This is a genomic window from Methylobacillus rhizosphaerae (assembly GCF_900187985.1).
GTDB classification, from domain to species: Bacteria; Pseudomonadota; Gammaproteobacteria; order Burkholderiales; family Methylophilaceae; genus Methylobacillus; species Methylobacillus rhizosphaerae.
The window spans coordinates 68693-93361 of the sequence record NZ_FZOA01000005.1; the positions used below are offsets into that span (position 1 = coordinate 68693).

Below are 24669 nucleotides of genomic sequence, written 5' to 3' on the forward strand. Positions count from 1 at the left end.
GATTCAGGCGCTCACGGCCTTGGTGCGCTTTTCAGGCAGGTGACGGAAGGTAGCTTGTTTCCTGGAAGTGGTTTGTCCAATATCGGCTGCAGATTCGTGTGCTGCCTGTGCTTCACTGCCAGGCATGGCGACGAGGTGAGGGGTGACCTGCTGCCCCGGCTTTACCCGTTGCAGTCCGTTGACCACAATACGTTCGCCAGCCTGCAACCCACTTTCCACCTCGCGTAAATGACCTTGCAAGGCTCCAATATGGACTTCACGATAATTGGCCTGGCCCTGCTCATTCACAACCAGGACAAAGCGTTTGTCCTGGTCTGTGCCTACTGCCTTTTCATCAATCAGCAAAGCTTCGTGTTGATTGCCACTGCCCAGGCGTACGCGAGCAAACAATCCGGGGAGAAGTACGCCATCGGCATTATCAAAAACAGCCCGCACCCGGATAGTGCCTGAGGCTGTATCCAGGCGGTTATCCACTGAACCGATATGTCCATGGCGGCTGAATCCTTCTTCATTGGCCAGTCCAAGCACTACCTTGATCTGATGATGGTTGCCAGCTTGGACCGGGCTGATGAATTTGAGATAGCTTTGTTCATCGACCTCAATAGCCGCATAAATATTGGCAGTCGATACCAGAGTTGTCAGTGGAACGGAATTGGCACCTGCAGAAACAATATTTCCCAGTGTGACTTCGGCACGAGAAATGCGTCCGGTGACAGGGGCAGTAATATGGCTGTATTCCAGATTGAGCTGTGCAGTCTGGAGCTGAGCCTGTGCTGCCAGCAGGCCAGCCTGAGCTTCCAGGGCAGCATTGCGTTTTTCCTCAAAATCGCGACGTGCAATGGCATTGTCGCCAATCAGTCGTTCGGCACGTTCAAGGTCACGCGTAGTGTAATCCACACGTGCTTCGGCACTGCTGACAAGCGCTTGTGTACGCGCTACCTCAGCTTCGAAAGGGCGGGGGTCAATAGTAAATAGGGTATCTCCCTTTTTGACGATATCTCCATCCTTGAAGTGAATGCGAGTCAGGGTGCCAGATACCAGCGGCCGGATTTCAACACGCTCTACCGCCTCAAGGCGACCCGAATAATCCTGCCAATCTGTGACCAGACGGCTTTCTATTGCAGCTACATCCACTGTCACCGCTTGTACAGCGGTTGTTTGTTCAGCATGCACAGATGTGCCGGATTGTGACCAGAAAGTACCAATGCCACCTATCAATAAAGCGGCGGCAATCATGGCAGCAATTTTCTTCTTGCGAAATGTTTCAGGCATGATGATCCTTGTTTTGAAAGTTAAATAATGAATTCAGGGATTTGACGTGACGACGCAGAAAGTCGCTGACTTCCTCTAATACCAGGTCATGGGTATGCAGATCGGCGTGCTTGACTCTGGCGAAACGGGCTACCTGTGTGGGTACACCAGCACTTATCAGGGAGGCAGCATATTTCTCGGCTTCCACATGCAGCACATCACATTCGGCTGTGGCAATGAAAGCAGGGGGGAGCCCTGCCAGACGCAGGCATTCCAAGGGGGCTGCATACGGATGTATGCGTTGCATGCTATGCGGAAAATATTGCTGATAGCGTTTGGCACATTGTTCTGCCGTGAGGTCAGAGTTCAGTTTCTGGGCGTCTCCCAAGCGTGTCATGCTAGGGTCCAGCATCGGGCCTATCAGTATCTGGGCAGTGATATTCACTTCGGCGCGGTCACGCGCCATCAGGGTCAGGCTGGCTACAATATGCCCACCGGCATCATCACCTGCAACAACCAGTAGTTCAGGCATCGCGCCAAGTTTCCTGGCATTACGCGTTGCCCAGATAGCTGCCGCATAGGCTTCCTCGGTTGCGGTAGGAAACGGATGTGTGGGAGCCAGTGAATAACCCACCGCCAACACCAGCGCCGGACAATGGTTGGCAATGAAGCGGGCAGGGTATTCAGCATCATCCAGACTGCCACTGTTGAATCCACCGCCATGAAAATACAGCACCAGCGGCAGCAGTTGCTTACTGCCATCAGGCCGATACAGGCGTACGGGTAATGCGCCGCCAGGGCTGGCAATAGTGAATTCTTCAGGAGAAAGTTCTGGTGTAACTGTGTCGTCCACAATCATGATGGCAAATCCTTTATTTGCTATCTGGAATGGACTTTATTCTGATATGAACGAATAAATTAATAATCAGCTTATTTTCGGTAACACTATTCTTAAATATAGAACAATTGCAGCCAGTATGAAGATTTTTTAATTTAAATATATGATTTTAATCATTATTTAATGATGTAAATTATTGAGGGAAAGACCTGTATTCTTGGTATTTTCCAAATAATCCATTGCATTTTTTATCATTGTTAGTTAATTTCATGACAATATGACGTAATAAAGCAGGGAAAGAGTATGGATAGATTCCAGGCAATGAAGGTGTTTACTACCGTCGTAGATGCCAATAGTTTTACCCGGGCAGCGGATAATCTTGGCTTGCCGCGCACCACAGTGACCACCACCATACAATCTCTGGAAGGCCTGTTGCAGGTGAGGCTGCTCAACCGAACCACACGCAGACTCAGTGTCACGCCGGATGGCGCCGCCTATTATGAACGCTGCATGCGGATTCTTGCAGAAGTGGATGAAACCGAAGCCTTGTTCCGTCATGTAACACGAGGCCCCAAAGGGCGCTTACGCATTGATGTGCCACCTTCAATCGGCCGCTTGATCATTATTCCAAAATTGTGCGATTTTTACTCACGTTATCCAGATGTTGAATTAGTGATCGGCATGAGCGACCGTCCCGTGGACATGGTGCAGGAAGCTGTTGATTGTGTTGTAAGAGTCGGCGATCTCCAGGATTCCAGCATGGTGGCGCGCCGCATCGGTGCGTTCGAAATCGTTACCTGTGCAGCACCGCGCTATCTGGCACAGTATGGCGAACCACACACTATCGAAGACCTGGCCCAACACCATGCTGTCCATTACTTTTCCAGTCGCACCGGACGAAACATGGATTGGGATTTTGTCGTGGATGGAGAAATCACAGAAGTAAAAATGACAGGCAAAGTGGCAGTCAACGATGCAGAAGCTTATGTAGATTGTGCTTTACAAGGGTTTGGCCTGATACAGGCCGCGAGATTCATGGTATTGAAGCAACTCGAATCTGGAGAACTGAGCGAAGTATTAACCCAATGGCAACCCTCAGTGCAACCAATCTCAGTGGTGTACCTGCATAACCGCCATCTGTCTCCCAAAGTCAGGGCATTTGTAGACTGGATCGCTGAATTGTTTGGAAATTGTCCTTTACTGGGTGGGACCAGCAAAAATATTCAGGATGAAGAATGCCGATTTGCCTGTCAGCAAGAACAAGGCACAACAATACGAGAGATTATCGAGCGTAACAATCAGGCGGAAGCGATTTTTTGATTTACTTTCAATAGCTTGAAAATAAATTGCGTTAAACACTAAGGTATAGGCAACAAGAAAAAAATCTCTCGTACAGAACATAATTTTTATCATGGGACAAAGATTGGGAAAATCTGCAGGCGATTCGAAAACAGCCCAAACCTCTGCTACTTGAAATTTATAAAACTTCGCATAATGTATATTATGTTAAATTATGGATCAATAATTACGCTTCGATCGGTAGACGAACTCAAAGCTCATTTGCCTGACTGGCCTATCCATCAACTCCAAGCATATGCCTGCTACTAACTCAAGTTGCATCAATCAATCTCTGATCTATATTAAGCGCCGCTAGTCGGAGCTTGTTTTAGAGCCTATTCCGTCAATAATTCTCCTTCTAAGCAGCCTCGTACCTAAGGCTGCGCAATAGCTTCCGGCACTTGTCAGTACGCCGTATTCAGAATCAGCCAAGCAAACTATATTGCAATTGAGAAGTATATAAATGTTTTCGTAAAAACAAGTGGCATGAGCGTGGCTGATATTTCCATTTTCAGCGGGTGCGACATTATGTCACGTATGTCTCGTGTGGTTCCTGAGGCATAAATTTCTCGAAAAGCCATTATTTGCAACACTGTTGCAAATAATGGCTTTGTTGATGATAATGCTGCAGGTTGGGTGGGTGACCATTTGCATCTGCCATCATCAATACTCGCCCACAAGATGGGCTTAGGGAAAACATGTTAAAAACTATACAACTCGATAAACATTTTGGCTCGCACCAGGCCCTGAAGGCCATCAGCATTGATGTTAAACCCGGTGAAATTTATTGTCTGCTAGGAGCCAATGGTGCAGGCAAGACCACTCTGATCAATTTGTTCCTGAATTTTCTGCAGCCGACTGGTGGCCAGGTACTGGTCAATGGTCGTGATGTGCAGCAGTACCCATTGGAGAGTAAGCGCGACATTGCTTATATCCCGGAGCTGGTCATGCTGTATGGCGTGCTATCCGGTCTGGAGAACCTGGAATATTTTGCTGCGCTTGCTACTGGAGAAAAATTACCGCGTGACAAACTGCTTTCACTGTTACAAGGTGCAGGCCTGGATGCCACTGCAGCCGATCGTCGTGTTTCGACGTATTCCAAAGGGATGCGGCAAAAAGTGGGCATTGCCATTGCCATGGCAAAAAATGCCAAAGCGTTGTTGTTGGATGAACCCACTTCCGGCTTGGATCCCAAGGCCGCTAACGAATTCTCCCAACTCCTGACCAAGGCCAAGGATAGCGGCGTGGCAGTGCTGACGACTACTCATGACTTGTTTCATGCCAAGCAAACCGGCACCCGCATCGGTATCATGCGCCGGGGTGAGCTGCTGACAGAGCTGAATAGTGCTGATGTCAGCCATAGCGAGCTCGAATCGCTCTACCTCCAGTACATGGAGGCATAAGCATGTTGAGCCTGATTGCACGCCGTGAATTCACGGAGTTTTGTCGCGATGGCCGCCTGTTCTGGACAGGCGGCATCATTCTGCTTTTGTTGCTCACTGCCTTGGCGGTGAACTGGCAACATCAACGCACGGCGGATGCAGAGCGACTCGCTGCGCAGACACTGGATTATGACGATTGGGTCAACCAGGAGGCACGCCATCCACATGATGCCGCCCATCAAGGAATGCATGTATTCAAACCACAATCGGCATTATCCATGCTTGATCCGGGTATCGTGCCTTACGTGGGCTCCACGCTCTGGTTGCAGGCGCACCGCCAGAGCGAGGTCAAGTTTCGCCCAGCACAGGATGCCACCGGGCTGCAGCGTTTTGGCAACCTCTCCCCTGCCTGGGTGATCCAGATGCTGGGGCCTTTGCTGGTGATCATCCTTGGTTTCAACGCCTTTGCAGGCGAGAGAGAGCAAGGCACCCTCCGGCAAACGCTTAGCCTGGGTATCTCACCGTATCAATTGTTGTGGGGCAAGGCGCTGGCACTGGCGATTGGCCTTGGGTTGTTATTGCTGCCAACCCTGTTGTTCGCCATGGGGATGATAGTCTTCACCATGTCAGGCAATGCCATGGTGGATGCCTTGTGGCGCACCTTATGGCTGGGCCTGGGATATAGCGTATATCTGGGAATTGCTATTTTTGTCGTGCTGGCGGTGTCTGCCAAAACGGCAACGTCAAGAATGGCGCTCGCCATCCTGCTTGGCGTATGGATTGTCACGACCATGATTGCACCTCGTGCCATTTCGGATGCCTCACGCATTTGGCATCCTAACCCGACACGCTATGAATTCACTGCCAGCCTGGACAATGACCTGGGGAATGAAACCAGGAAGGCCTGGATGGAAAACTTCGGCAGCGATCAACGTTGGGGCAGCGAAGTCGGTATCGACCAATGGGGCAAGGCGCTGGAAGTGGACGACAAGGCTGGCTACAAGGCACTGGATCATCAGTTCCACAAGCTTTGGGATACCTTTGACTCGCAACAGCGTGTGCAGGAGTGGGCGGGATTCGTTGTTCCCCTGCTTGCCATCCGCTCGTTTTCCATGGGAGTCGCGGGCACCGATTTTGCCAACCATCGCGACTTCTCCGTAGCCGCAGAAAACCACAGGCGCATCATGCAGGATAAGGTCAGCCACGACCTGGTCGAGCATGCCGATGGTCATGGAGACCATCATTTCGACTACAAGTCCACGCGCGAATTCTGGGCGACTTTTCCCAAGTTTACCTATGCCCTGCCCGATCGCAAGTTTGCCCTGGCACATAACACTCTAAGCCTGGCGATTCTTGTCATCGTATTACTGGCAGCGATGGTATTGGCCCATCGTGCCGTTATGCCACGCAAAGCCTGAAAGGAATCACAATGAAAAGCGCATTGTTTGGCAAAGTTTTCCTGCATGAACTCAGAGTCCTGATCGCCGACCGTACATTGCTGTTGGTTGGCAGCCTATTAGTCGCCCTCGTGCTGTATGGTTTCTATAACGGTTACCAGGAAACCTTGCAGCGTGAGCATGCTGCACAGGAACTGGCAAAGAAGCAGGCAGACAAGCATGCCGAGAATATAACGACACTGCGGGCCTTGCTTGGCGGCGAGCAAAAGCCAGATCCATTCGCCAACCCGTTCGATCCTGCTTCAGTGGGCGGTGGGATGGAAATGCGGTATGCCACCTTGCCAACCCTGGCACTGTCACCCCTGGCTTTCGGCCAGTCAGACATGCTGCCCAACTATTACAAGGTGACCGACCGCAGCAAAGCCAGCTTTATGTATGACACTGAAATCGAAAATCCCTGGAACCTGCTCAGTGGTCATTTCGATATTACCTTTGTGCTGGTCTACCTGTTCCCGCTGATCATTTTTGCACTGAGCTACAACCTGCTGACTGTCGAACGCGAACAAGGCACGCTACGCATGCTGCTGTCGCAGCCGCTCAGCCTGGCCATCCTGGTGGCAGGCAAACTATTGGTGCGTGCGCTGCCTGTGCTGCTCATCATGGCGGTATTGCCTTTGCTCCTGCTCGGAGTCCTGCGCCCGCAACTGTTTCAGGCTGACCAACTGCCTGCCGTATTAGGCTGGCTAGGCCTGGTGCTGGCTTATGGCGGATTCTGGTTTGCACTGGCTTTGCTGGTCAATATCATCGGACGCAGTTCCGCTACCAATGCTCTGGCACTTATGGCAGCCTGGGTACTGTTCGTCCTGGTTATCCCGGTAGTGCTGAACATCGTGGTCGGCCTGCTCAGCCCAGCACCTTCCCGAATTGAACTGGCGACCAAGACCCGCTTGATCACGATTGAAGGTCTCAACCGTTATCACGACAAACTCAGCAGTGATTACAGGTTCACGCAAGATCCAGAAGTGTTATTGCCCAGGGATGGAAAAATCGAGGTCGCCCCGCGCAGGCAGGCACAATTCCTCATTCAGCGCGATGTGGATAAAGAAATCCAGCGTGTACTCAATGAATTCAGCACGCAACTTGCTGTGCAACAAATGCTGGTTGAACGGTTCGGGTGGATTTCGCCTGCCATTGTCACTTACGAAGGTATGGCGGCTATCGCTGGCAATGGCGCCGCACGCTACTTGGAATTCCAGCAGCAGGTTGACCGGTTTCATGAACGCTGGAAAGAGTATTTCGAACCCAGGCTGCTGAACAGCATTGCCATGACTGAGCAGGATTATGCCGAAATGCCGCACTTTGAGTGGGCTGAAGTGCCAGTACAGGTATCGGGCATCCTGAAAAGATTGTTACTGCTCGTCATTCCCGCCTTGATCGTCATCGCGTTTGCCATCAGGCGGATGCGTCGTTTCTCGGTAGTGTAGTGATTCAAACTAAATCAATGTCCAGGGAGGACATGTTGCTTAACCATTTTGTCATGAATCCAGAAAATAACTGGAAACTAAAATCAGGTCATATCGCAGTGACAGCTTCTATCGTGCTGATGAGTACGCCTTTGGCTTATGCTGATGCGGAAACACTGCCAGAGGTCACAGTGGCATCTAAAAAGGACACCCGCATCACGCCGCTTGATATGCCTTCCAGTACTGCGTCCCGGTTGGGAGTTACCTTGCAGGAAATTCCCGCCAGCGTGGAAGTCATTACCAAGGATGCCATGCAGGAGCGTGGTGATCGCACGGTCACGGAAGCTGTGGCAAAAGCGGCAGGCTTCACCACCGCGGTGACACCCGGCACGCCCGGTATGATCTCAACACGGGGATTTACCAACAATGCTGTGGCCTGGCTCTACAACGGCGTACGTGTCCCCGGTGGTTCAGGTATGTCTGCCCGTGTGATCGATATTGCCAACTTCGATCGTATTGAAATCATCAAGGGGCCGGCCGGTGTACTGCACGGTGAAGGTTCAGTCGGTGGAGCCATCAACCTGATTTCGCGTGAGCCCAGCTTTAATAAACAATCTCTGGATATTGACTACACATTCTCCAGTTTTGATTCCCATCGCCTGCATGTTGGTACCGGTGGCGCCATCAATGATGATGTGGCAGCCTACCGCGTCGATTACAGTGGCAGCCGCTTCGGTACCAATGTCGACAAGGAACGAGGTAGCCTGGATCGGTTTACCGGCTCTGTCCTGTTCAAACTCAGTGACACAACCAGGCTCACTCTGGAACTCGATAAACTCTACGACAATACCGATAACATCTACTTCGGCACCCCTCTGGTCGATGGCAAGCTCAAACGCTCTCTGCGTAAAGTCAACTACAACGATATCAGCGGCAACCGCTACGAGTCCGACACGCTCTGGGTGCGTGCCAACCTGGAGTGGACACCGAATGAACAGTGGGAAGTACGCAACCAGCTCTACTATTACGACTCCTACCGCGACTGGCGCAACGTCGAGGCATATGCCTATAACGCCAACAACACCGTCACCCGCTCCTCCTGGGGTGATCTTGATCATGACCATCAACTACTGGGCAACCGTTTCGAAGTACTGCATAAGGGCCAGATTGCCGGACTGGAGAACCGCTTTATGATCGGTGCTGACATCAACCGCACCGATTTCAAGAACAAGCGCAATGGTTTCCCCGGTTCGCAGATCATAAACCCTTACGACCCGCAGGACAGCAGCTTTGACACCGGCTCAGGCGGCGTCTACAAAGGCACAGACATCCGCAATGTCAGCATTAACCAATGGTCACTTTTCATGGATGACCAGCTTGCGCTGACCAGGCAACTGAAACTGGTACTGGGGTTGCGTTATGACCAGTTCGATACACACTGGAAATACACCACAACCTCCGTCGCCAGGGAATCCAACAAGTACGAGTTTGTTTCCTTCCGCGCTGGCGCGGTATATGACATTACCCCGACACTGACAACCTATGCCTCTTTCGGTAGTGCGGTCGAACCGGGCGGCACAATCTTATTGTTGAATCGTGATCAAAGCCAGTTGGACCTGACCACGGCAAGGCAAGCGGAAGTTGGCATCAAGCATGCTTTCTGGGGTGGAAAAGGAGAATGGACGGCAGCTATTTATGAAATCACCAAAAAAAATGTGTTTGTTTCCGACCCCAACAATTCAGCCAATCGCCTGCCCATAGGGCAACAATCCTCCAGAGGCATAGAACTTAGTTTAGGGCTGCGCCCGACAACGCAATGGCAACTGGATGCCAATATTGCAGCCACACGAGCGCGGTATGATGAATATAGTACAGGCGTGCCACCTGTGGATTTCGGCGGCAACCAACCGCCCTTCGTGCCAGATTATGTTGCCAACCTGGGTATTCGCTACCTGCCCAGCAGTGACTGGAGCATTGGCTCCTGGATTCGGCACGTCGACAAGACCTATGCCAATGATGCTAATACCGTCAAATTGCCTGCATATACGACAATCGACCTGTCGGCAGACTATAAAATCAACAAAATGGTCAACCTGAGCTTCCGCATACGCAATCTCACTGACGAATTATATGCTACCTATGGCTCGACCAATGGGCGCCAGGCAATCATTGCAGCTCCTCGCACCTTTGAGGTTTCAGTGAATATGAAGTTCTGATATTCGTCCAAGCGCCCACTGCAGTCTGTTCATCCGCAGGCTGCAGCGGCTTACCATCAATACATATTTGACAAGTCATCAATCGCATCAATCACCATGCCGGTGCCGATGGCAATTAACAGAATATCGGCGGCAACCCTGACATAGCGATACCCCGCAGGAGGTGGATCCAGTCGGCCAATAATCACAGATGGAAGGTCGTAATAAATGACATCTCGCGGCAATGGATAGCCTATTCTCCATTTCTTTGCCTGCCCTGGCGGCATACAGCCATTGTTCTTTTTTGCCAGTCCAGGAGGACAGTGACCGGTCTTGAACTGATCACGGTAATAATCATGGATCACTACGCGCTGATCATTGGAAAAGCGGATATCGACATTGCCATGTCGTTCCACACCTTCACGCTCGCGCGCACCATAATCTTTACCTTGGTAATCACGGTTTTTATTCTTGCCCTGCCCTTGCCCTTGATTACCTTTTCCAGCTCCATGACCATTGTTCGCATTGCCATGGCCGTTGCCGTTGCCATGATTATCAGGTGGTGCAGCCCATACGGATATCGATGCAAATGTCGTGGCAGCCAATAAGGCCATTACTGCCATAGACAGCTTGCCACGTTGTCGTAATGTTGAACTCATCTTATTTCTCCTTGTTTTCTGCTGATGACTACAAGCCAGGCATGCAACCCGGCGCATGCAGCGATACGCTCAACGCTATATTCAAGATGGAGTGAGCGATGCCATTATGGCATGACTTTCAGAGGCCATGGCTGAGAATTACCTAAAATTACATACGTCAAAAAAGGAGCTTTTTACGCTCAGGTAGGGTTCATGGCCGGTCAGACATCTAGCTGGATCTGATGCCGTTGATTTTTCGCCAGACGACTATTCGTGGCATTGCTGTTGCACCACGCTCCTCATTCGACTGCATGAACCCCTTCTTCTTCAATCAACATAATATAAAACCAGTCATTGAGCAGATTTATAGTTTCAATGAGGCTGTGGAAACGTTCAAACATCTTTCTCGTGGTGCATTCGGTAAGATCGTCATCAAGATTGGTGATTAGGCAGAAAAGGCAGGAACTTGCAGGATGACTGAGTGAGCGGAAAAACTCATCGCCGTGGCAGGAAATAAAAAAGCTCGCTATCAACACAATGGTTAATAGCGAGCTTCCAGTTTGGCTCCCCGACCTGGGCTCGAACCAGGGACACACGGATTAACAGTCCGTTGCTCTACCGACTGAGCTATCAGGGAATCGATAGGGCCGCAATTATGCCATAACGCTAACAAAATGCCAGCACTTTTTTACACAGCCTGACAACCATCCTAACGGAACAATTACCGCTCGTCCCAGTGAGTGTTATATGGCATATTGCCCACTCCCGGTTTTCCCCTGATGTCCAGTCGTGGCCTTTTCCTCCAACAAACATAGATCGCTCTTCCCTACCCTGGTCGGCATGATGGCCACTCTGCTATGGAGCGCCACCATCGGGCTGTTCCGCAGCATTGCAGAGATATTCGGCCCGGTGGGCGGCCCGGCCATGGTGTTTACACTGGGCAGCCTCTGTGCGGCTTGTCTGGTAGGTTGGCCCGGCTTGCGATCCCTGCCGCGCAGTTATCTGTGGGGAGGTGGCCTGTTGTTCGTGAGTTATGAAATTGCACTGGCATTGTCCATCGGGTTGGCGCACAACCGTTTGCAGGTGCTGGAGCTGGGAATGATCAACTATCTCTGGCCGGGCCTGACCGTCATGTTTGCCGTGATTACCAGGCAACAGCGCAGCAGCTGGTCAATCTGGCCCGCAATGGCGCTCTGTTTCCTTGGCATTGTCTGGGTGATGAAAGGAGATTCTCCGTGGTCAGCAGAACTGCTGTGGCACAATCTTCAGGATAATCCGCTGGCTTACGGATTGGCATTCTGTGCTGCTTTCCTCTGGGCTATTTACTCTGTATTCACCCGCCGTTATGGCCAGGGGCATAACCCAGTGCCACTATTTCTGCTGGCGACAGCCCTGCTCCTCTGGTGTCAGTATGGGTTCAGCAGTGCGCCAGCCTTGCCTTTGAACAATCTCAATGGCTTGTTGCAGGTGGGCGTGGCAGGCGTATTGATGGGAGCCGCTTATCCGTGCTGGAATCACGGTATCCAGCATGGCAACCTTACGGTGCTTGCCATCATGTCGTATTTCACCCCAGTGCTCTCAGTCCTGCTTGCCAGCCTGTGGTTGGAAATCACGCCCGGAACCAGCTTTATTCAGGGCGTGATCATGGTGACGGTGGGCTCCTTACTCAGTTGGTGGAGCATCCGCCAACAGTTGCCGAAGCGCTGAAGCTGGCAGCCCGGCATCTCGCGCGTACAACTGGCATCCTCAGATGCCAGCCTATACATCAACTGGCGGGATACATCACTTCCGCGCGCCAGTCTCCGGCAGTTTCCTGGTGCAGTTGCCAGAAGGCTTCACCAATATCCGTAGCCTCCTTTGAACCTGGAGTAACGAAAGTTGCCACGGTGACAGAGGCAACATGCACACCCTGCTCTTTCAGCGCCTCAAACATCCCCAGTGTCAGCGTGCGAACACCAGCCTTGCCGATACTCAGAGAAATATAGTCAGCACTGGGGAACAAGGCAAAACCGCCGCCAGTCAGCAGGATGGTGCCTGATCTTCTTTGCGTCATCTGTGGCGCAACAGCCTGCACCGCACCCAAAGCCCCGCCAATATTCACCGCCAAATCACCTACGAGCGTATCTTGTGGCTGCGCAGCCAGGGTGGCCTGGCGCAAATTGGCAGCGTTGTAATGCAGCACATCAATCGTGCCATATTGCTGTTCAACAGTTGCCACCAATGCCGCGACATTAGCTGGCTCGCTGGCATCTACGCTAAGTGCTTCCGCTGTGTAGCCCTTGGCTTTCAACTGCTCAACCAGCGCATTGGTATTGTCAGCACGACGTGCACTGAGAATTACGCGAAATCCCTCGCGGGCAAAACGTTCAGCCGTTGCCAGGCCAATACCGGGGCCAGTGCCAATGCTCAGAAATGTTTTCATGACTTCTCCTCTAGTGAAATAAAGACATATGGCCTCAAAACGCCATGTGTAATGCTGGAGAGTATTCTGAACACTTCATATCATCAGATAAACAGCATAATATGAAAAATATTAATTACTGATAGTTATCAATAGGGGCGAATCTCATGGATCGTTTTGACAGCATGCAAGTGTTTATTGCGGTCGTGGAAGCAGGCAGTTTCACGGCAGCAGCGGATAAATTCCGCATCTCCCAGGCCATGGTCAGCAAACACGTCAATGCCCTGGAGCAAAGGCTGGGAGCCACCTTGCTGACCAGGACCACCCGTAGCCTGCACTTGACCGAAATCGGCCGTAATTATTACGAAAACTGCAAACAGATCCTGCGGCAAGTGGAAGCGGCTGAAGCTGGTGCGGAAATCCTGCGCGGACATCCCAAAGGCCTGCTCCGGATCAGCGCCTCCAGCTGGTTTGGCGCATGTATCCTGGCGCCCATCGTGGCCGATTATCTGCTGCAATACCCGGAAGTTAACATAGACCTGGCACTGGCCGACCGCTTTGTCGACATCATTGATGAAGGCTTTGACGTGGCAATCAGGATAGGCGAACTGGAAGATTCTTCCTATATCGCCAGAAAACTCTCCATGTCTGAATGGGTCATCTGCGCCTCCCCTGCCTACCTTGCACAGGCTGGTATTCCGCAAACGCCGCGAGACCTGCAGCAACATCAATGCCTGGGTTTCACTAACTGGCGCAACCACAGCGGATGGCGGCTCATGCAAAAACAACTGATGGGCAGGTCACCTTTTCCTTCACGCTTCGATTCAAACAACATCCAGGCACTGCAGGCTGCCGCACTCAAAGGCATAGGCATCATCATGATGCCCAGAGCATTGCTGGAAGAAGATATTGCAGCAGGGAAGCTGACAGAAATCCTGCAAGCCCACATTCCACCGCCACGCCCGGTGCATGCGCTCTATCCCCGGGAAAAACAAGTGCCGCTGAAACTGAGCACATTTCTTGACTTTCTCAGCCTGGCATTGCGCCAAACCAGCGGGGAAACCTCCAGGTCATAGGCTAACCACCCCGCTTTCAAGTGGAAATCGAGAGTGCAGACTTTCTGCGTTCCAATTTCTTGGGAAATGGGACAGATGACGGCAAGTCCAAGAGGACTGACAGCTGCCTTATAGTCGAATATTCAATCCGGGCCGGTTGATCCTGACCCAGTTGAGCATGTGTTTGTATAGATTTTCTGCTTGTTTAATACATTCGATAACCACTTCATCACTCACCGGATCACCCTCGTAATCGCTCACATTTCTTTGCTTACGCAAAGCGTTCAACACGATGATCGCGGATTTATCGATGCCGACAGTCATTGATAATGCTTGAATCGCTGTCTGGTGATGACCCGGTTGACTTGTGGATGTGCGATAACCATTCAACCACAATCCCAGCATCGCACATTGCATAATGGCTTTATAGGCTGCATCAAATCTGGTTTCACCACTCACAACATCAACCTGGGAATCTTCAATGTTGCGTTTGATCGCGTCCAGCAAACGAAGCAAGGCCTCGTTGGACGGGTCATGTAACTGGAGCTGCTTAATTTTCAGTAAATTTTCTAAGCTCATGTTCAGAGCCGATTATAAACAACTTCGGTTTTTGCAGGATTTCTTTTATAAAAGAGTCGTTTTGTTCAATGCGGCTTTGAAACCCTTCAATCGAATATACCACTGGGTTAATTTCGCGCTTCAGGCCTGCCTGGCTGTCATGCAATAGACCAACCACATCACCAAAACCGATATCACCAATAATCATGACATCGATATCGCTATGGGCATGTTGCTCACCTCGCGCAACAGAACCAAATACAAACGCAAACGCAATGCGATTGCTGGCACTCGACAAAGCGTCCGCAACGACATCCACCAATCCCGATGTCTTGCGCAATATGCTCGCAAGCTCCTCAAAAATGGGACATTGCAGATTCGCGCTATAGCGTTGCTGATTACCCACTTTCTCATTTTGCAAAATACCTGCTCCAGATAATTTGCTGAGTTCTTTATGCAAGGTGCCGGCACTGGTGTTGGTTAATCGCGCCAACTCTCGCACATGATAGCTTTGCCCTGGATGCAATAAGAGTAACCCCAGAACACGCTTTCTATATTCACCAAACAATACATCAGACAACATAATGTTTTCTTTAATGCTACAAATGAAGCAAATAATGCTACATATATAACAGCAAAGCAACCATTTTTAAATGAGCAACAGCGCAATACACCACATCAAGCTCTCAATTCTAGTTGCGCCGACAACGTATTAAGCATTGCATTCCCTACTCTGCCAAACACGCATTTTTCAGCAACCAATAAATTGGCTATATATAGCCATGTGGTTGTATACAGCCAATCGAATTGGCTATATATAGCCAACTCAAAAATCTCAACCAATGTAAACCAATAATTTTATTATAAAAATCAATAAGTTAATTTTTTAGTTAAAGTTGGCCCAAATTTTGCATTGTAACCAATGAATCCTTTGCGCATTGGATCAATATGAGACTGAATACAATCTGGCATGGTATCGACCTTAACTGGGCCTATTTTGACCTGTTACCAATGATTCACCGCCAAACAGGCTACCATCGGGCTGCCTGTGATGTACTGCATGACGCATTAATCCGGTTTGCCGTCTCAACCAACTCCCACCGGATGGAACAACCGCATGCCTATCTCCGTACAATTGTTCACAATTTGCTGGTAGATGGCTATAAGGAGCAATCCAGGTTCCTGCCATTGGTCGATGAGGACCAGGTATTGGAGGATGACGAAACCCGCGTCGCGCCTTCCGCCGAACACCTGCTCGACGTCCAGCAACGCCTGGACGTCCTGCTCAACATCCTGGATCACCTGCCGGAACGCTGTAAGCAAGTGTTCATGATGTTCCGGGTAGATGGGTTCTCCCAACAGGAAATTGCGAAAAAGCTCGGCATATCCATCAACATGGTACAAAAACATATCATGCGGGCTATGCTAGACTTGCTGGAAGCTAAAGACCTGATGGATTAACCTTCTGCCCTGCAGAAGGCATGGAACCAAGCAAATGAGCCAGAACGATGCCCGCCGCACAGCACGACAGACTGCCATCAAATGGTTTGTCACCCTGCAAGGAGCCGATATCGAGCATCCGCAGCGCAGCCAGTTTGAGCAATGGCTCCTCATGCACCCCTTGCATCAGCAGGCATATCAGGAAGTATGTTCCCTCTGGGAATCACTGGACTCCTCCGACCAGCTGGCGCACCTTGAAAGCGCCATGCAGCAAAAAATCTCTATTGAAGAAACAAGCCGCCGCAAAAAAGTCCGCAACGTCATCACCCACACACTCAGCACCATCTTTATCGCCGCCATTGGCCTGGGTGGCTATATCGGCTATGACACATGGAAGAACCAACCCTCCATGCACCTGCTTGCCAGCACAGACATCGGTGATATGCGCACCCAGATACTTGAAGATGGCACCAGGCTGGTAGTCAATGCCAATAGCGACGTCGAAGTTACCTACACACGCGGCAAGCGCCTCGTGCTGCTCAAGCGCGGTGAAGTCAGCTTTGACGTGACAAAAAATCCTGATCGCCCCTTCGTCGTGGATAGTGGTCTGGCCCGTATCACCGTGCTGGGCACACGCTTTGCCGTCAACAAATTCAACAGCAAAGTCAGGGTCAGCGTCGATCACGGCACCGTGCGCGTAGAACCCATGCAATACGATGCCAGCGACAATGCTTCCAGAAGCCGCTACGCAGAACATGTCTTGACCTTGCGGGATAACGAAGTCGCTGAAGTCAGCCTCCATGGCACCTCCCAACGTGTTGCGCGCCCTGCCGCCGATGCCTTTGGCTTTGAAAAAGGCATCATCACCTTCGATCAGGCCGACCTGGAAGAAATTACCGAAACCCTGTCACGCTATCGCCAGCCGCCCATCACCGCCAGGCAAGCGCCAGATAAAAACATCAAGGTCACAGCTGTAGTGCAGACCCAGCACGTAGAACGCTTCCTGCGCCAGCTACCTGTTATCAGCCCGTTGAGCGTGCAATACGCTGACGACCAAACCATCCTGATAGCGCCATAACAACTGGATGCCTCGGGCGCGACAACGCCCCGATCACCCTGTATTAGATGAGAAAGAGATAAGTTAATGTATCTTAGGTTATTCCAGGAGCCGGAGAAGGATCGGCATAACAGAAATCTCAAGTTGGATTAGCGGTTTATCTCGGTACAACCGCGCTGGCAGGACGGGTGATCTCTTTGATCAAGGCAGGCAAATCCTTGTTACCCTCAAAGATATCCAGGCTGAAAATAATGTCTCGCTGAGTGCCTGGGTCTTGTACTTTGGCTAAAGCCAATTGATTGACGCTTAAATCGCGTGCGATATACACCTGATCGCGGCCTGCTGGAGTTTTTGCAAAGCGCTCCCAATCCAGGGCAAAACCTGATTCTCTGGCAAGCTGTTGAGTAAATACACGCAATGTACGGCTGTTACCGTCTGCAAATGGGTGTAAATAGTCCAGATTGGTGTAAAGGTCACCAATTTCATCAGCGAACTCATCGACTGACAGTGTTGATAACCTGGTTGGATCAGCCGCTTTTAACACCTGCTCAATCTGCTTTTGTGACGCCTGATCCATAGCGGAATAAGCAACAGTAAGAGAGTGCCTCACGGTTTCTAGATAGCGGGTTTTCAGCCAGTCCCGGCCATCTTCGACAGGTGGCCGATATTGGCCTGGCTTCACATCGGCATAACCCAGCTTGGGCAGATCCTGAAAAATACGCCGGTTTATTTCTCTCAAATGTGCTGCATCGAATAATCCTTGTACAGGAGCATGATGCAGCTCCAAAATGCGCACATAGGCAAACCGGGCCTCGTTTTCCTGGCGTTTAGCCAGTAATGGATTATTGTCCGGCTTGCTCATACAGACGTGCTATTAACTCGGAAAACTCAATATCGCCTTTGATGAATCGCTCCGACTCAGCTAGCGTATCCGCAGGGACATCAAACCCTTCCAGCTGAACCGAAGCTATTGCGGCTTCAGACGCTTGACGGCGCTGACTGATGACTTGTGGTGCGGCTTGAGCTTGTTGAGATGAAGCAGTAGCCGTTGTAAGCTCAACATAGGAACGCATAAAATCGCGTAATACCTGCGAAGCAGGTCGATCATTCCGCTTTGTCGCCGCTACAAAACTTGAGCGTAAATCCGTATCAACCCGGATGGTCATAGTGGCTTCTTTAGACATAAGCACTCCTAACAAAAACATCGCTACCAACATTACACTTCACGTTTTGATGTAACGACAATGTCATTACATCATATTTTGTATTGTAGCGCTTATATGGATCACAAGATTAGATTGCCGCAAGGCTTACCAGGAAAATGGCGGATTAAGCCATTCAACACGCGAGATATTTCAAGGTGCTGGGCTGTCTCCATCACGGATAGACCCAGTTCGCCCATCACGGATTCGTACAGCAACTCGCCCGGGGAAGAGGATGTTTCATATGGTCCAGAACTTCAGGAAATCAAATGAAAGCTGCCGTTGATGACGAATGGAAAGCAAGTAAACCGTGCCGCCAATCTACGGTCTTTTCCTGTGCTTACTCGTTCCAGCAAGTCAGCAAAGAGCAAAACACCGCTCGCTAACCCTCTCCCCGCTTGCGTTTTGTCACAAAGCCTGCTTCCAGTCCAAACACCTCGCCAATTTTATTCAGGGTTTCGACCTGGGGGTTGCCTGTGCCAGATTCTATTTGCCGTAATGAGCCCAATGAAATACCGCGATGCTTGGCAAATTCCGGTTGAGTGAGTTTACTCAGCTTGCGGATTTGCCGCACACCCTCTGCGAAAGACATCTCACCGCGTTGCACCGCCTCAAAAAACTGGTCACGCGCCTGGCGTTCAACGGCATGGTCTATCTTCTTGATCCGTTTATCCACGAAGCATCCCCTTTGCCGCTTCAATGTTGTAATGCAGTCGCTCAATGACTGATTGATCTAACTCATTCCGCTTCATTATGACGGGAAGTTCGCTTAAAACATCATAAAAACCATCCAGCTCGCCGCGAACATGCTGCCTGACCTCATCGGTAGTATCGGTCTGCGCAATAATATCTTCTACCCGGTCAAATTCGAGCCCATCCCTGATCCATCTACAGCTTCTCGCCACAACCTCAGGGTCCATGAACATCGGTGCAAAATCATAGAGAGGAGTTAACTGAATCGTGCCATCAGGCAGACATTGCATCGCCGTATTGCGACCATGATTATCCGTATTGCCCATGGCACGGTTCATCAGCTCACGCTTAATGAACTCTGTAAGCTCCTTCGCCGGATCAGTTGCATATCGGGCAATGGTATTGGCAAGCGTAAACAGCGACACACCACCGGGAAACCCTGAAATACCTGCCACCGAAAGCAGGCTCTCCTGATGAAGACGAATAACTTTGCCCTGTGCTGGATTCACCATACGATCAAACCGTTCGATGAACAGCATATTGTTGCTGGTATAGCACTCACCATGCGTGCGCAAACCACAATCTTTGGCAATGGCAAAATAAATTGCCTCAATCCTGAGCACATCAAGGTCCGCCTGGGTTTTCCCTCTGGGCAACTTAACGAGCCAATGCTTGGTGGCCAGCCTATCCTCCAGAGCAGAATCAGCAAACCAAAGGCCATCCTGATTCTGGGTAAGCAGGAATTTTGGTGCAGCGCCCTGAACCCCGGTTGTGCCGGCAGTCAACATGGCATGCAGCCAGATATGATTCACAAAAGGCTCATGCCGGCTGACAATTTGCTCCTGGGTAAATCCCTCAACCTGGGTATCCGCATGCTGTTCACGCCAGCGATCAAAATAGCGGACTGCCGTATCAAGCCTTAAATTGCCAATTGGATTGAATGCACCAATTTGTGCCAGTGGGATATCCATACCATCACCATCAGCCTTGGATAACTCTTGAAGCAGATACTTCCTGCCAAGTCCCTGGGGTACCAAATCAAACATAAAGGCCGGACAAATCGGCACCCCATTTTCCCCAACGCCTACCCGCTCACCAAAAACAGGCATGGCAAGAGAAATTGGAACAGGATCATCTCCAAATTGATACGTGGGGAGATAATCAAAGAGCGCACGATGTCCTTCCATATGCCTTAATTCAGCAGTTGGAATCCACACTCCATCTTTAAAAATCTCAATGATGCTTTCCATAATTTTTATATTCTAATAATCAAATTACCAAAAGTAAATACCATAATTGATACATTAAGATATACAAATTATATAAAATTCCGCAGCAAGCTCAACATGGCAGGGGTTGATATTCTCTCAGGGCGGCACCCTGCTCTTGTCATAGCAGCCTTCGAGCCAGAATCTTGAGTATGCGGATAAAGGCAATTGCCACCCTCTGCTTCCACCTCGATATAACGCTTCATCACCATCACTCCGTTTTTCGATTGTCTGCGAGTCACTTTTTAATATCTGTGCAGCATCGAAAGCTACCTCACGTTCTGGCTAGGGGATTTGCTACGGAAAATGTATCTGAAATGTCATTTTTCCTGCTTTCGAATGCTCGATTCAGTAGATTCATTCCTCTTTTCACTGCTTTTTCTTCATTTTTTTCAAAAAAATATAAATTTTTTAACATTTTAACCTATTGTTAATAAATAACTTTTTAAATTAATTCAAAAAAAGTGTAAAAAATTTCATATTTTTTTACAAATCGACGTCAGGGTTTTCGCGGCTAAACAGTTAAGTAGGTATAAGGAGCAATTTTTTGTATGGCTTCTTATGGCCAAGTCCCGACAAAAGATCGGGCTGGCAAGTGTGAGCTGGGTTGAACCTGCTGGGCAAGAAGAAGTGGATGGGCTGATGGCTCCCCTTCCCTGTCATTGGCGGCTTGATCCGGAATTTGGGAAAAACTATGGAGACCTGAACCGTGGTTCAGGAAAAGTATTAAGAGGAGATACAAGAATGAAACGCTCAAAGGGAGATTCCAGGATGGAAAATGGAATGGCAAAACAAACACCTCATGATGGCCTGAAAACAGCATCTGCCGGGATAACAGCGCCGGCACATATCAATAAAGGCCGTGCGCAGGCAAACACACTCAACCCCATGCCCAAGGTGAGAAAACTGCACAGCGCACTCAGGAACCTGTATCGACGTGACCACTCCTCCCTGGTATTGCTCACCGCCTCCCTTGCCAGCGCCATGACTTTTCCATTGCAGGCAGCGGAACTGAACACTCAACTGCCCACCGCCAAGGAAAGCAGCGGCTCAGTTGTCCCGATGAACATTGACATCCCCAGCCAGCCATTGTCTGCCGCACTCAAACAGCTTGCCATCTCCACAGGCATCAGCGTCTCCTTCGATAGCAACATCGCCACAGGCAAAACCGCCCCTGCCGTCAAAGGCCGCATGAGCGCCAATGACGCCCTGAAAAAACTCCTCGCAGGCAGCGGCCTGGAATCCGAAATGGAAGACGGCAGCGCCGTTGTGATTGCAGGCATGGCCTCACCAGAAGATATTGATTTTAAGGTGGACTCAGTTGAAGTCCGCGCCAAGCGCTTCTATGAAATCGGGCCATTGGGCGGCACCGGCCTCACTAAAGAACAAATTCCCGGCAACGTCCAGACCCTCACAGCCAAGGATATCCAGGACGCACATGCCTTGAGCATGGCAGACCTGATGAATTCCAGGCTGCAATCGGTCAACGTCAATGACTATCAGGGCAATCCATTCCAGATGGATGTGCAGTATCGTGGTTTTACCGCAGGCCCTCAAATTGGTACACCACAGGGCCTATCAGTATTCTTCGACGGCATTCGGGTGAACGAGCCATTTGGTGATGTCGTGAACTGGGACATGATCCCCATGAATGCACTTGCCAGCTTTGACGTATTCCCTGGTTCCAACCCTATCTTTGGTTTAGGTACCTTGGGTGGTGCCCTCTCCATGAAAACCAAGGATGGTTTCAACAATACCAAAGTCAATGCAGAAGTATTGACAGGCTCCTTTGGCAGACGCCAGCTGCAAGCCGAAGGAGGATGGAACAACGGCACCGTGGCTGGCTTCGCTGCTGCCAACATCTTCCTCGAAGATGGCTGGAGGGATAACTCACCAAGTCGGGTCAATCAAGTGTTCACTAAAGGTAGTTACCGTGGCGATAAGCTGGATTTAAACCTCAGTACCTTGGTTGTCTGGAATGATCTGACTGGTAATGGCATGTTGCCAAGTGAAATGTATGCACAGGACAGAAGCAGCGTCTTTACCTCTCCAGATACAACAGACAACCGCCTCTGGCAATTCCAGTTATCAGGCAGCTATTTTGTTAATGATAACTTCTCGATAACTGGACAAGCCTACAGAAGAAATAGTAAACGCAAGCAAAAAAATGCTGATGTTTACACGGAATATGATGATTCATTTGTTAGAAGAAAATTAGAGGAAGGTGAACAATACACCTGTCTTTTTGACGGTACTAATGCTTATGAATTACCGGACTACTATGTTGTAGATATACCTAACAATGATATTTCTCAAAGCCCATTTTTTATGGAGTTTCTCATGAATGGGGGAGATGCGGCTGCAGCATTGGCATCAGCAGGAGTTGAAAAAAATGCCACTCTGACCAATACAGAACAAGGTGCTGACTATGTTGCATATGCTGCAAGTGTTTTCAATAATTGGAAAAACTGGAAACAGGCTTTGATGTATGAAGCACAGTCAGACTTAACCTTGCCAGAATTAGAACCGGCTCCAGTGACTGACTATACAAACTGGGAGCAAGGATCTAGCGCAAACATATATAACACATTCAATCCTAACAATATTTCCTTTTCTGGCGGGGTATTAGATCCATGGTCAGCATTTGTAAGTAACTACTATTACACGCCAGATGGTACTAAACATTTAGTTCTGATTACCGCTCCAACTAACTTAGCAAACTGTTCATCTTCTTATGAGGAAAGCTATAAAGATATATTGGCAGTGAGAGATCCTACTACAGGAAACCCATTGATGGTTGATGGTGCCAATGCGGTTGGCGGGCAACAACCTGGCGTAGTTGAGGGTACTCCGACTGCTGTTATCACTAATACTCAAATCAATCAGGTAACTGATGGTGCCTCAATGCAATTTAACTGGAATTATGAGAAGCACAAATTCATGGTTGGTGCTTCAGTGGACATGCCTTCAGCCACTTATAAAAGTGGACAAATGTTGGGCTTATTTGATGCAGAGCGTGATGGCTATCTGGATGCAAGTCAGATACGAGATCAATATGCGGCAGCTAGCGTGGAAGTAAGTAATGCTAATTTCAAAGGACATCAGGTTACCAAGAGTATTTATGCCAGTGAAACCTGGACTCCGATTGAAACTCTGAGTATTACAGGGGCATTACGCTATAACGACACTAAGGGGAAAAACAAGATAGCTTCACGAACTTATGGTTCCTATGTCTGGGATTTGGCACAGTTTGAAGCACTACCCGATCAATACAATCTTTGCATTAATGGCGAATGTCCTACTACAGGTTACAAGATTCCAGATTTATCCAGACTGCAGAACAAACCTGAAACTGAAAAATTCAGCTATTACTCACTCAATCCATCACTTGGTGCAACATGGCAAGCAACACCAGAGCTGAATGTATATGGCAATGTTAGCCAGGGAACCCGTGTACCATCGGTAGTCGAACTGGGTTGTGCGTTTGATCATACTCTTATTGAATATCCCAATGGAGGCGATCCTTATTACGTACCAAGGAGTCTGGCAGAGAACCGGGCTTGCTCTTTACCGACCACCCTCTCTGGTGACCCTTATTTACCTCAAATAAAGGCCACCACTTTTGATTTAGGCATGCGTGGCCGCTTCAACGACAATGTTGAGTGGAATTTTGGCGTATATCGTACCGATCTGCGCGATGACATCTACATGATCGGTTATCCCGGTAATCGTAATTTCTTTGACACCGTCGGTGATACTCGACGCCAAGGCCTTGAAGCTGGTATTACAGCAGCATTCGAAAAATGGCGTTTACGCTTGAACTATGCCCTGACCGAAGCTACCTTCCAGGATTCGTTCTGGATGCCTGCGAATGATAACAGCAGTTCAGTTGAAGAATATTTTGGCAATTATAGTTATAGCCGCCGTATTCAGGTCAAGCCAGGTAACCGCATGCCTGGCGTACCTCTGCATAACTTCAATGCCACATTAAGCTATCAGATTACTCCCAAGTGGCAAGTAGGCCTGACTGCTGTCGCTCACTCTTTCTCTTTCGTCAGAGGAAATGAAAATAACAAGCACCGCCAAGGTGAAGTTATCTATGACACTATCCCTTATGAAAACAGGACGGTTGCTCGTCAAGCGACCAGCCCCGGCACAACTCCTGGCTATTTAATGCTGAATTTCAATACTAGTTACAGGCTCAATTCTGAGTGGACATTAGGGCTAAGAGTCAACAACCTACTGGATAAAGAATATTTCACAGCAGGACAACTTGGACGTAACCCATTCTCACCATCGATTAATGGCGCTATTGGTCCAGATGGATACAACCACAACTCCAATGATTGGCTGATGACGAATTTCCTGGCTCCAGGCGCTCCAAGAGCTGCTTGGATCAGTTTGAGCTATTCATTTGATCCGAGGAAATGAGGATGAAGATAAAAGCATTTCGATGGGGCATTTGTGAACTGCCCTTTCAAGAATTCAACCAG

The 24669-nt window shown here is 49.6% G+C and carries 21 protein-coding genes and 1 tRNA gene; 11 read left to right on the top strand and 11 right to left on the bottom strand.

Translation table 11 applies throughout. From position 1 onward, the window contains the following. Positions 1–3 precede the first annotated feature (3 nt). Together CHB59_RS06630 and CHB59_RS06635 are read right to left on the bottom strand one after the other, a co-directional pair. Positions 4–1272 (bottom strand): efflux RND transporter periplasmic adaptor subunit, encoded by a 1269-nt coding sequence (locus CHB59_RS06630; protein WP_089375457.1) that lies wholly within the window; start codon positions 1270–1272, stop codon positions 4–6. Next, positions 1265–2110, bottom strand: coding sequence for an alpha/beta hydrolase (locus CHB59_RS06635; RefSeq protein ID WP_089375458.1), 846 nt, complete (start codon positions 2108–2110; stop codon positions 1265–1267). The genes CHB59_RS06630 and CHB59_RS06635 overlap by 8 nt, the downstream gene beginning before the upstream one ends. Positions 2111–2392: 282 nt before the next feature. Between CHB59_RS06635 and CHB59_RS06640 the strand changes: the two genes are divergently transcribed. The 5 genes from CHB59_RS06640 (at position 2393) to CHB59_RS06660 (ending at position 9885) form a co-directional block, all read left to right on the top strand. Continuing rightward, positions 2393–3409: a LysR family transcriptional regulator gene (locus CHB59_RS06640; protein WP_089375459.1), complete on the top strand. Its 1017-nt coding sequence runs from the start codon at positions 2393–2395 to the stop codon at positions 3407–3409. 716 nt (positions 3410–4125) lie between these two features. Further along, entirely contained in the window at positions 4126–4830 is a 705-nt protein-coding gene (locus CHB59_RS06645; RefSeq protein ID WP_089375460.1) for an ABC transporter ATP-binding protein, read from the top strand. 2 nt (positions 4831–4832) lie between these two features. Next, positions 4833–6227 (top strand): ABC transporter permease subunit, encoded by a 1395-nt coding sequence (locus tag CHB59_RS06650; protein WP_089375461.1) that lies wholly within the window; start codon positions 4833–4835, stop codon positions 6225–6227. 11 nt (positions 6228–6238) lie between these two features. Next, positions 6239–7690 carry a DUF3526 domain-containing protein gene (locus tag CHB59_RS06655; protein ID WP_089375462.1) on the top strand — a complete coding sequence of 484 codons (1452 nt, stop codon included), beginning with the start codon at positions 6239–6241 and terminating at the stop codon, positions 7688–7690. Positions 7691–7722: 32 nt separating this feature from the next. Beyond that, positions 7723–9885 (top strand): TonB-dependent receptor, encoded by a 2163-nt coding sequence (locus CHB59_RS06660; protein WP_179212097.1) that lies wholly within the window; start codon positions 7723–7725, stop codon positions 9883–9885. A 56-nt stretch (positions 9886–9941) separates the two neighbouring features. Here the strand turns inward: CHB59_RS06660 and CHB59_RS06665 are convergent, their stop codons facing one another. Further along, complete coding sequence (locus CHB59_RS06665; protein WP_089375464.1) at positions 9942–10523, bottom strand: RcnB family protein; 582 nt, start codon at positions 10521–10523, stop codon at positions 9942–9944. Positions 10524–10744: 221 nt separating this feature from the next. Here CHB59_RS06665 and CHB59_RS06670 point away from each other — a divergent pair, with 221 nt between their 5' ends. Next, positions 10745–10951, top strand: coding sequence for a hypothetical protein (locus CHB59_RS06670; RefSeq protein ID WP_218816214.1), 207 nt, complete (start codon positions 10745–10747; stop codon positions 10949–10951). A gap of 112 nt (positions 10952–11063) precedes the next feature. On the opposite strand, the gene CHB59_RS06675 is transcribed toward CHB59_RS06670, so the two are convergent. Next, a tRNA-Asn gene (locus CHB59_RS06675) sits at positions 11064–11139 on the bottom strand. 152 nt (positions 11140–11291) lie between these two features. On the opposite strand from CHB59_RS06675, the gene yddG reads away from it, so the two are divergent. Then, positions 11292–12209, top strand: a complete 918-nt coding sequence (gene yddG / locus CHB59_RS06680) for an aromatic amino acid DMT transporter YddG (protein ID WP_245835077.1) — start codon at positions 11292–11294, stop codon at positions 12207–12209. Between the two features lie 58 nt (positions 12210–12267). Here the strand turns inward: yddG and CHB59_RS06685 are convergent, their stop codons facing one another. Then, the gene (locus CHB59_RS06685; RefSeq protein ID WP_089375466.1) at positions 12268–12924 is read right to left on the bottom strand and encodes an SDR family oxidoreductase; all 657 of its coding nucleotides are present in this window, start codon (positions 12922–12924) and stop codon (positions 12268–12270) included. 146 nt (positions 12925–13070) lie between these two features. Between CHB59_RS06685 and CHB59_RS06690 the strand changes: the two genes are divergently transcribed. Continuing rightward, positions 13071–13979, top strand: coding sequence for a LysR family transcriptional regulator (locus tag CHB59_RS06690; RefSeq protein WP_089375467.1), 909 nt, complete (start codon positions 13071–13073; stop codon positions 13977–13979). A gap of 108 nt (positions 13980–14087) precedes the next feature. On the opposite strand, the gene CHB59_RS06695 is transcribed toward CHB59_RS06690, so the two are convergent. Both CHB59_RS06695 and CHB59_RS06700 read right to left on the bottom strand, forming a co-directional pair. Beyond that, positions 14088–14537 (bottom strand): DNA-binding protein, encoded by a 450-nt coding sequence (locus tag CHB59_RS06695; RefSeq protein ID WP_089375468.1) that lies wholly within the window; start codon positions 14535–14537, stop codon positions 14088–14090. After that, a complete protein-coding gene (locus CHB59_RS06700) occupies positions 14509–15099 on the bottom strand; it encodes a nucleotidyltransferase domain-containing protein (RefSeq protein WP_089375469.1) in 591 nt (196 codons plus the stop codon). Before CHB59_RS06700 ends, CHB59_RS06695 begins: the two co-directional genes overlap by 29 nt. A 365-nt stretch (positions 15100–15464) precedes the next feature. Here CHB59_RS06700 and CHB59_RS06705 point away from each other — a divergent pair, with 365 nt between their 5' ends. Next, positions 15465–15977, top strand: a complete 513-nt coding sequence (locus CHB59_RS06705; protein ID WP_089375470.1) for a sigma-70 family RNA polymerase sigma factor — start codon at positions 15465–15467, stop codon at positions 15975–15977. A gap of 34 nt (positions 15978–16011) precedes the next feature. After that, positions 16012–17034 carry a FecR family protein gene (locus CHB59_RS06710; protein ID WP_089375471.1) on the top strand — a complete coding sequence of 341 codons (1023 nt, stop codon included), beginning with the start codon at positions 16012–16014 and terminating at the stop codon, positions 17032–17034. A gap of 136 nt (positions 17035–17170) precedes the next feature. Here CHB59_RS06710 and CHB59_RS06715 read toward each other — a convergent pair whose 3' ends face one another. The 4 genes from CHB59_RS06715 to CHB59_RS06730 form a co-directional block, all read right to left on the bottom strand. Then, complete coding sequence (locus tag CHB59_RS06715) at positions 17171–17875, bottom strand: Fic family protein (RefSeq protein WP_089375472.1); 705 nt, start codon at positions 17873–17875, stop codon at positions 17171–17173. Beyond that, entirely contained in the window at positions 17856–18197 is a 342-nt protein-coding gene (locus tag CHB59_RS06720; RefSeq protein ID WP_143738697.1) for an antitoxin VbhA family protein, read from the bottom strand. The genes CHB59_RS06715 and CHB59_RS06720 overlap by 20 nt, the downstream gene beginning before the upstream one ends. Positions 18198–18597: 400 nt before the next feature. Further along, entirely contained in the window at positions 18598–18891 is a 294-nt protein-coding gene (locus CHB59_RS06725; protein WP_218816215.1) for a helix-turn-helix domain-containing protein, read from the bottom strand. Continuing rightward, on the bottom strand, positions 18884–20158 hold the full coding sequence (locus tag CHB59_RS06730) for a type II toxin-antitoxin system HipA family toxin (RefSeq protein ID WP_089375474.1): 1275 nt from the start codon (positions 20156–20158) through the stop codon (positions 18884–18886). The genes CHB59_RS06725 and CHB59_RS06730 overlap by 8 nt, the downstream gene beginning before the upstream one ends. A 579-nt stretch (positions 20159–20737) precedes the next feature. Between CHB59_RS06730 and CHB59_RS06735 the strand changes: the two genes are divergently transcribed. Beyond that, positions 20738–24607, top strand: coding sequence for a TonB-dependent receptor (locus CHB59_RS06735; RefSeq protein ID WP_245835078.1), 3870 nt, complete (start codon positions 20738–20740; stop codon positions 24605–24607). Positions 24608–24669: the final 62 nt, after the last annotated feature.

Coding starts and splice junctions, on each gene's coding strand:
- CHB59_RS06710 (WP_089375471.1), top strand. CDS start 16,012: ATGAGCCAGAACGATGCCCGCCGCACAGCACGACAGACTGCCATCAAA.
- CHB59_RS06700 (WP_089375469.1), bottom strand. CDS start 15,099: ATGTTGTCTGATGTATTGTTTGGTGAATATAGAAAGCGTGTTCTGGGG.
- CHB59_RS06660 (WP_179212097.1), top strand. CDS start 7,723: ATGTTGCTTAACCATTTTGTCATGAATCCAGAAAATAACTGGAAACTA.
- CHB59_RS06645 (WP_089375460.1), top strand. CDS start 4,126: ATGTTAAAAACTATACAACTCGATAAACATTTTGGCTCGCACCAGGCC.
- CHB59_RS06690 (WP_089375467.1), top strand. CDS start 13,071: ATGGATCGTTTTGACAGCATGCAAGTGTTTATTGCGGTCGTGGAAGCA.
- CHB59_RS06640 (WP_089375459.1), top strand. CDS start 2,393: ATGGATAGATTCCAGGCAATGAAGGTGTTTACTACCGTCGTAGATGCC.
- CHB59_RS06730 (WP_089375474.1), bottom strand. CDS start 20,158: ATGGAAAGCATCATTGAGATTTTTAAAGATGGAGTGTGGATTCCAACT.
- CHB59_RS06685 (WP_089375466.1), bottom strand. CDS start 12,924: ATGAAAACATTTCTGAGCATTGGCACTGGCCCCGGTATTGGCCTGGCA.
- CHB59_RS06720 (WP_143738697.1), bottom strand. CDS start 18,197: ATGTCTAAAGAAGCCACTATGACCATCCGGGTTGATACGGATTTACGC.
- CHB59_RS06705 (WP_089375470.1), top strand. CDS start 15,465: ATGAGACTGAATACAATCTGGCATGGTATCGACCTTAACTGGGCCTAT.
- CHB59_RS06630 (WP_089375457.1), bottom strand. CDS start 1,272: ATGCCTGAAACATTTCGCAAGAAGAAAATTGCTGCCATGATTGCCGCC.
- CHB59_RS06650 (WP_089375461.1), top strand. CDS start 4,833: ATGTTGAGCCTGATTGCACGCCGTGAATTCACGGAGTTTTGTCGCGAT.
- CHB59_RS06670 (WP_218816214.1), top strand. CDS start 10,745: ATGCCGTTGATTTTTCGCCAGACGACTATTCGTGGCATTGCTGTTGCA.
- CHB59_RS06665 (WP_089375464.1), bottom strand. CDS start 10,523: ATGAGTTCAACATTACGACAACGTGGCAAGCTGTCTATGGCAGTAATG.
- CHB59_RS06695 (WP_089375468.1), bottom strand. CDS start 14,537: ATGAGCTTAGAAAATTTACTGAAAATTAAGCAGCTCCAGTTACATGAC.
- CHB59_RS06635 (WP_089375458.1), bottom strand. CDS start 2,110: ATGATTGTGGACGACACAGTTACACCAGAACTTTCTCCTGAAGAATTC.
- CHB59_RS06715 (WP_089375472.1), bottom strand. CDS start 17,875: ATGAGCAAGCCGGACAATAATCCATTACTGGCTAAACGCCAGGAAAAC.
- CHB59_RS06735 (WP_245835078.1), top strand. CDS start 20,738: ATGGCCAAGTCCCGACAAAAGATCGGGCTGGCAAGTGTGAGCTGGGTT.
- CHB59_RS06655 (WP_089375462.1), top strand. CDS start 6,239: ATGAAAAGCGCATTGTTTGGCAAAGTTTTCCTGCATGAACTCAGAGTC.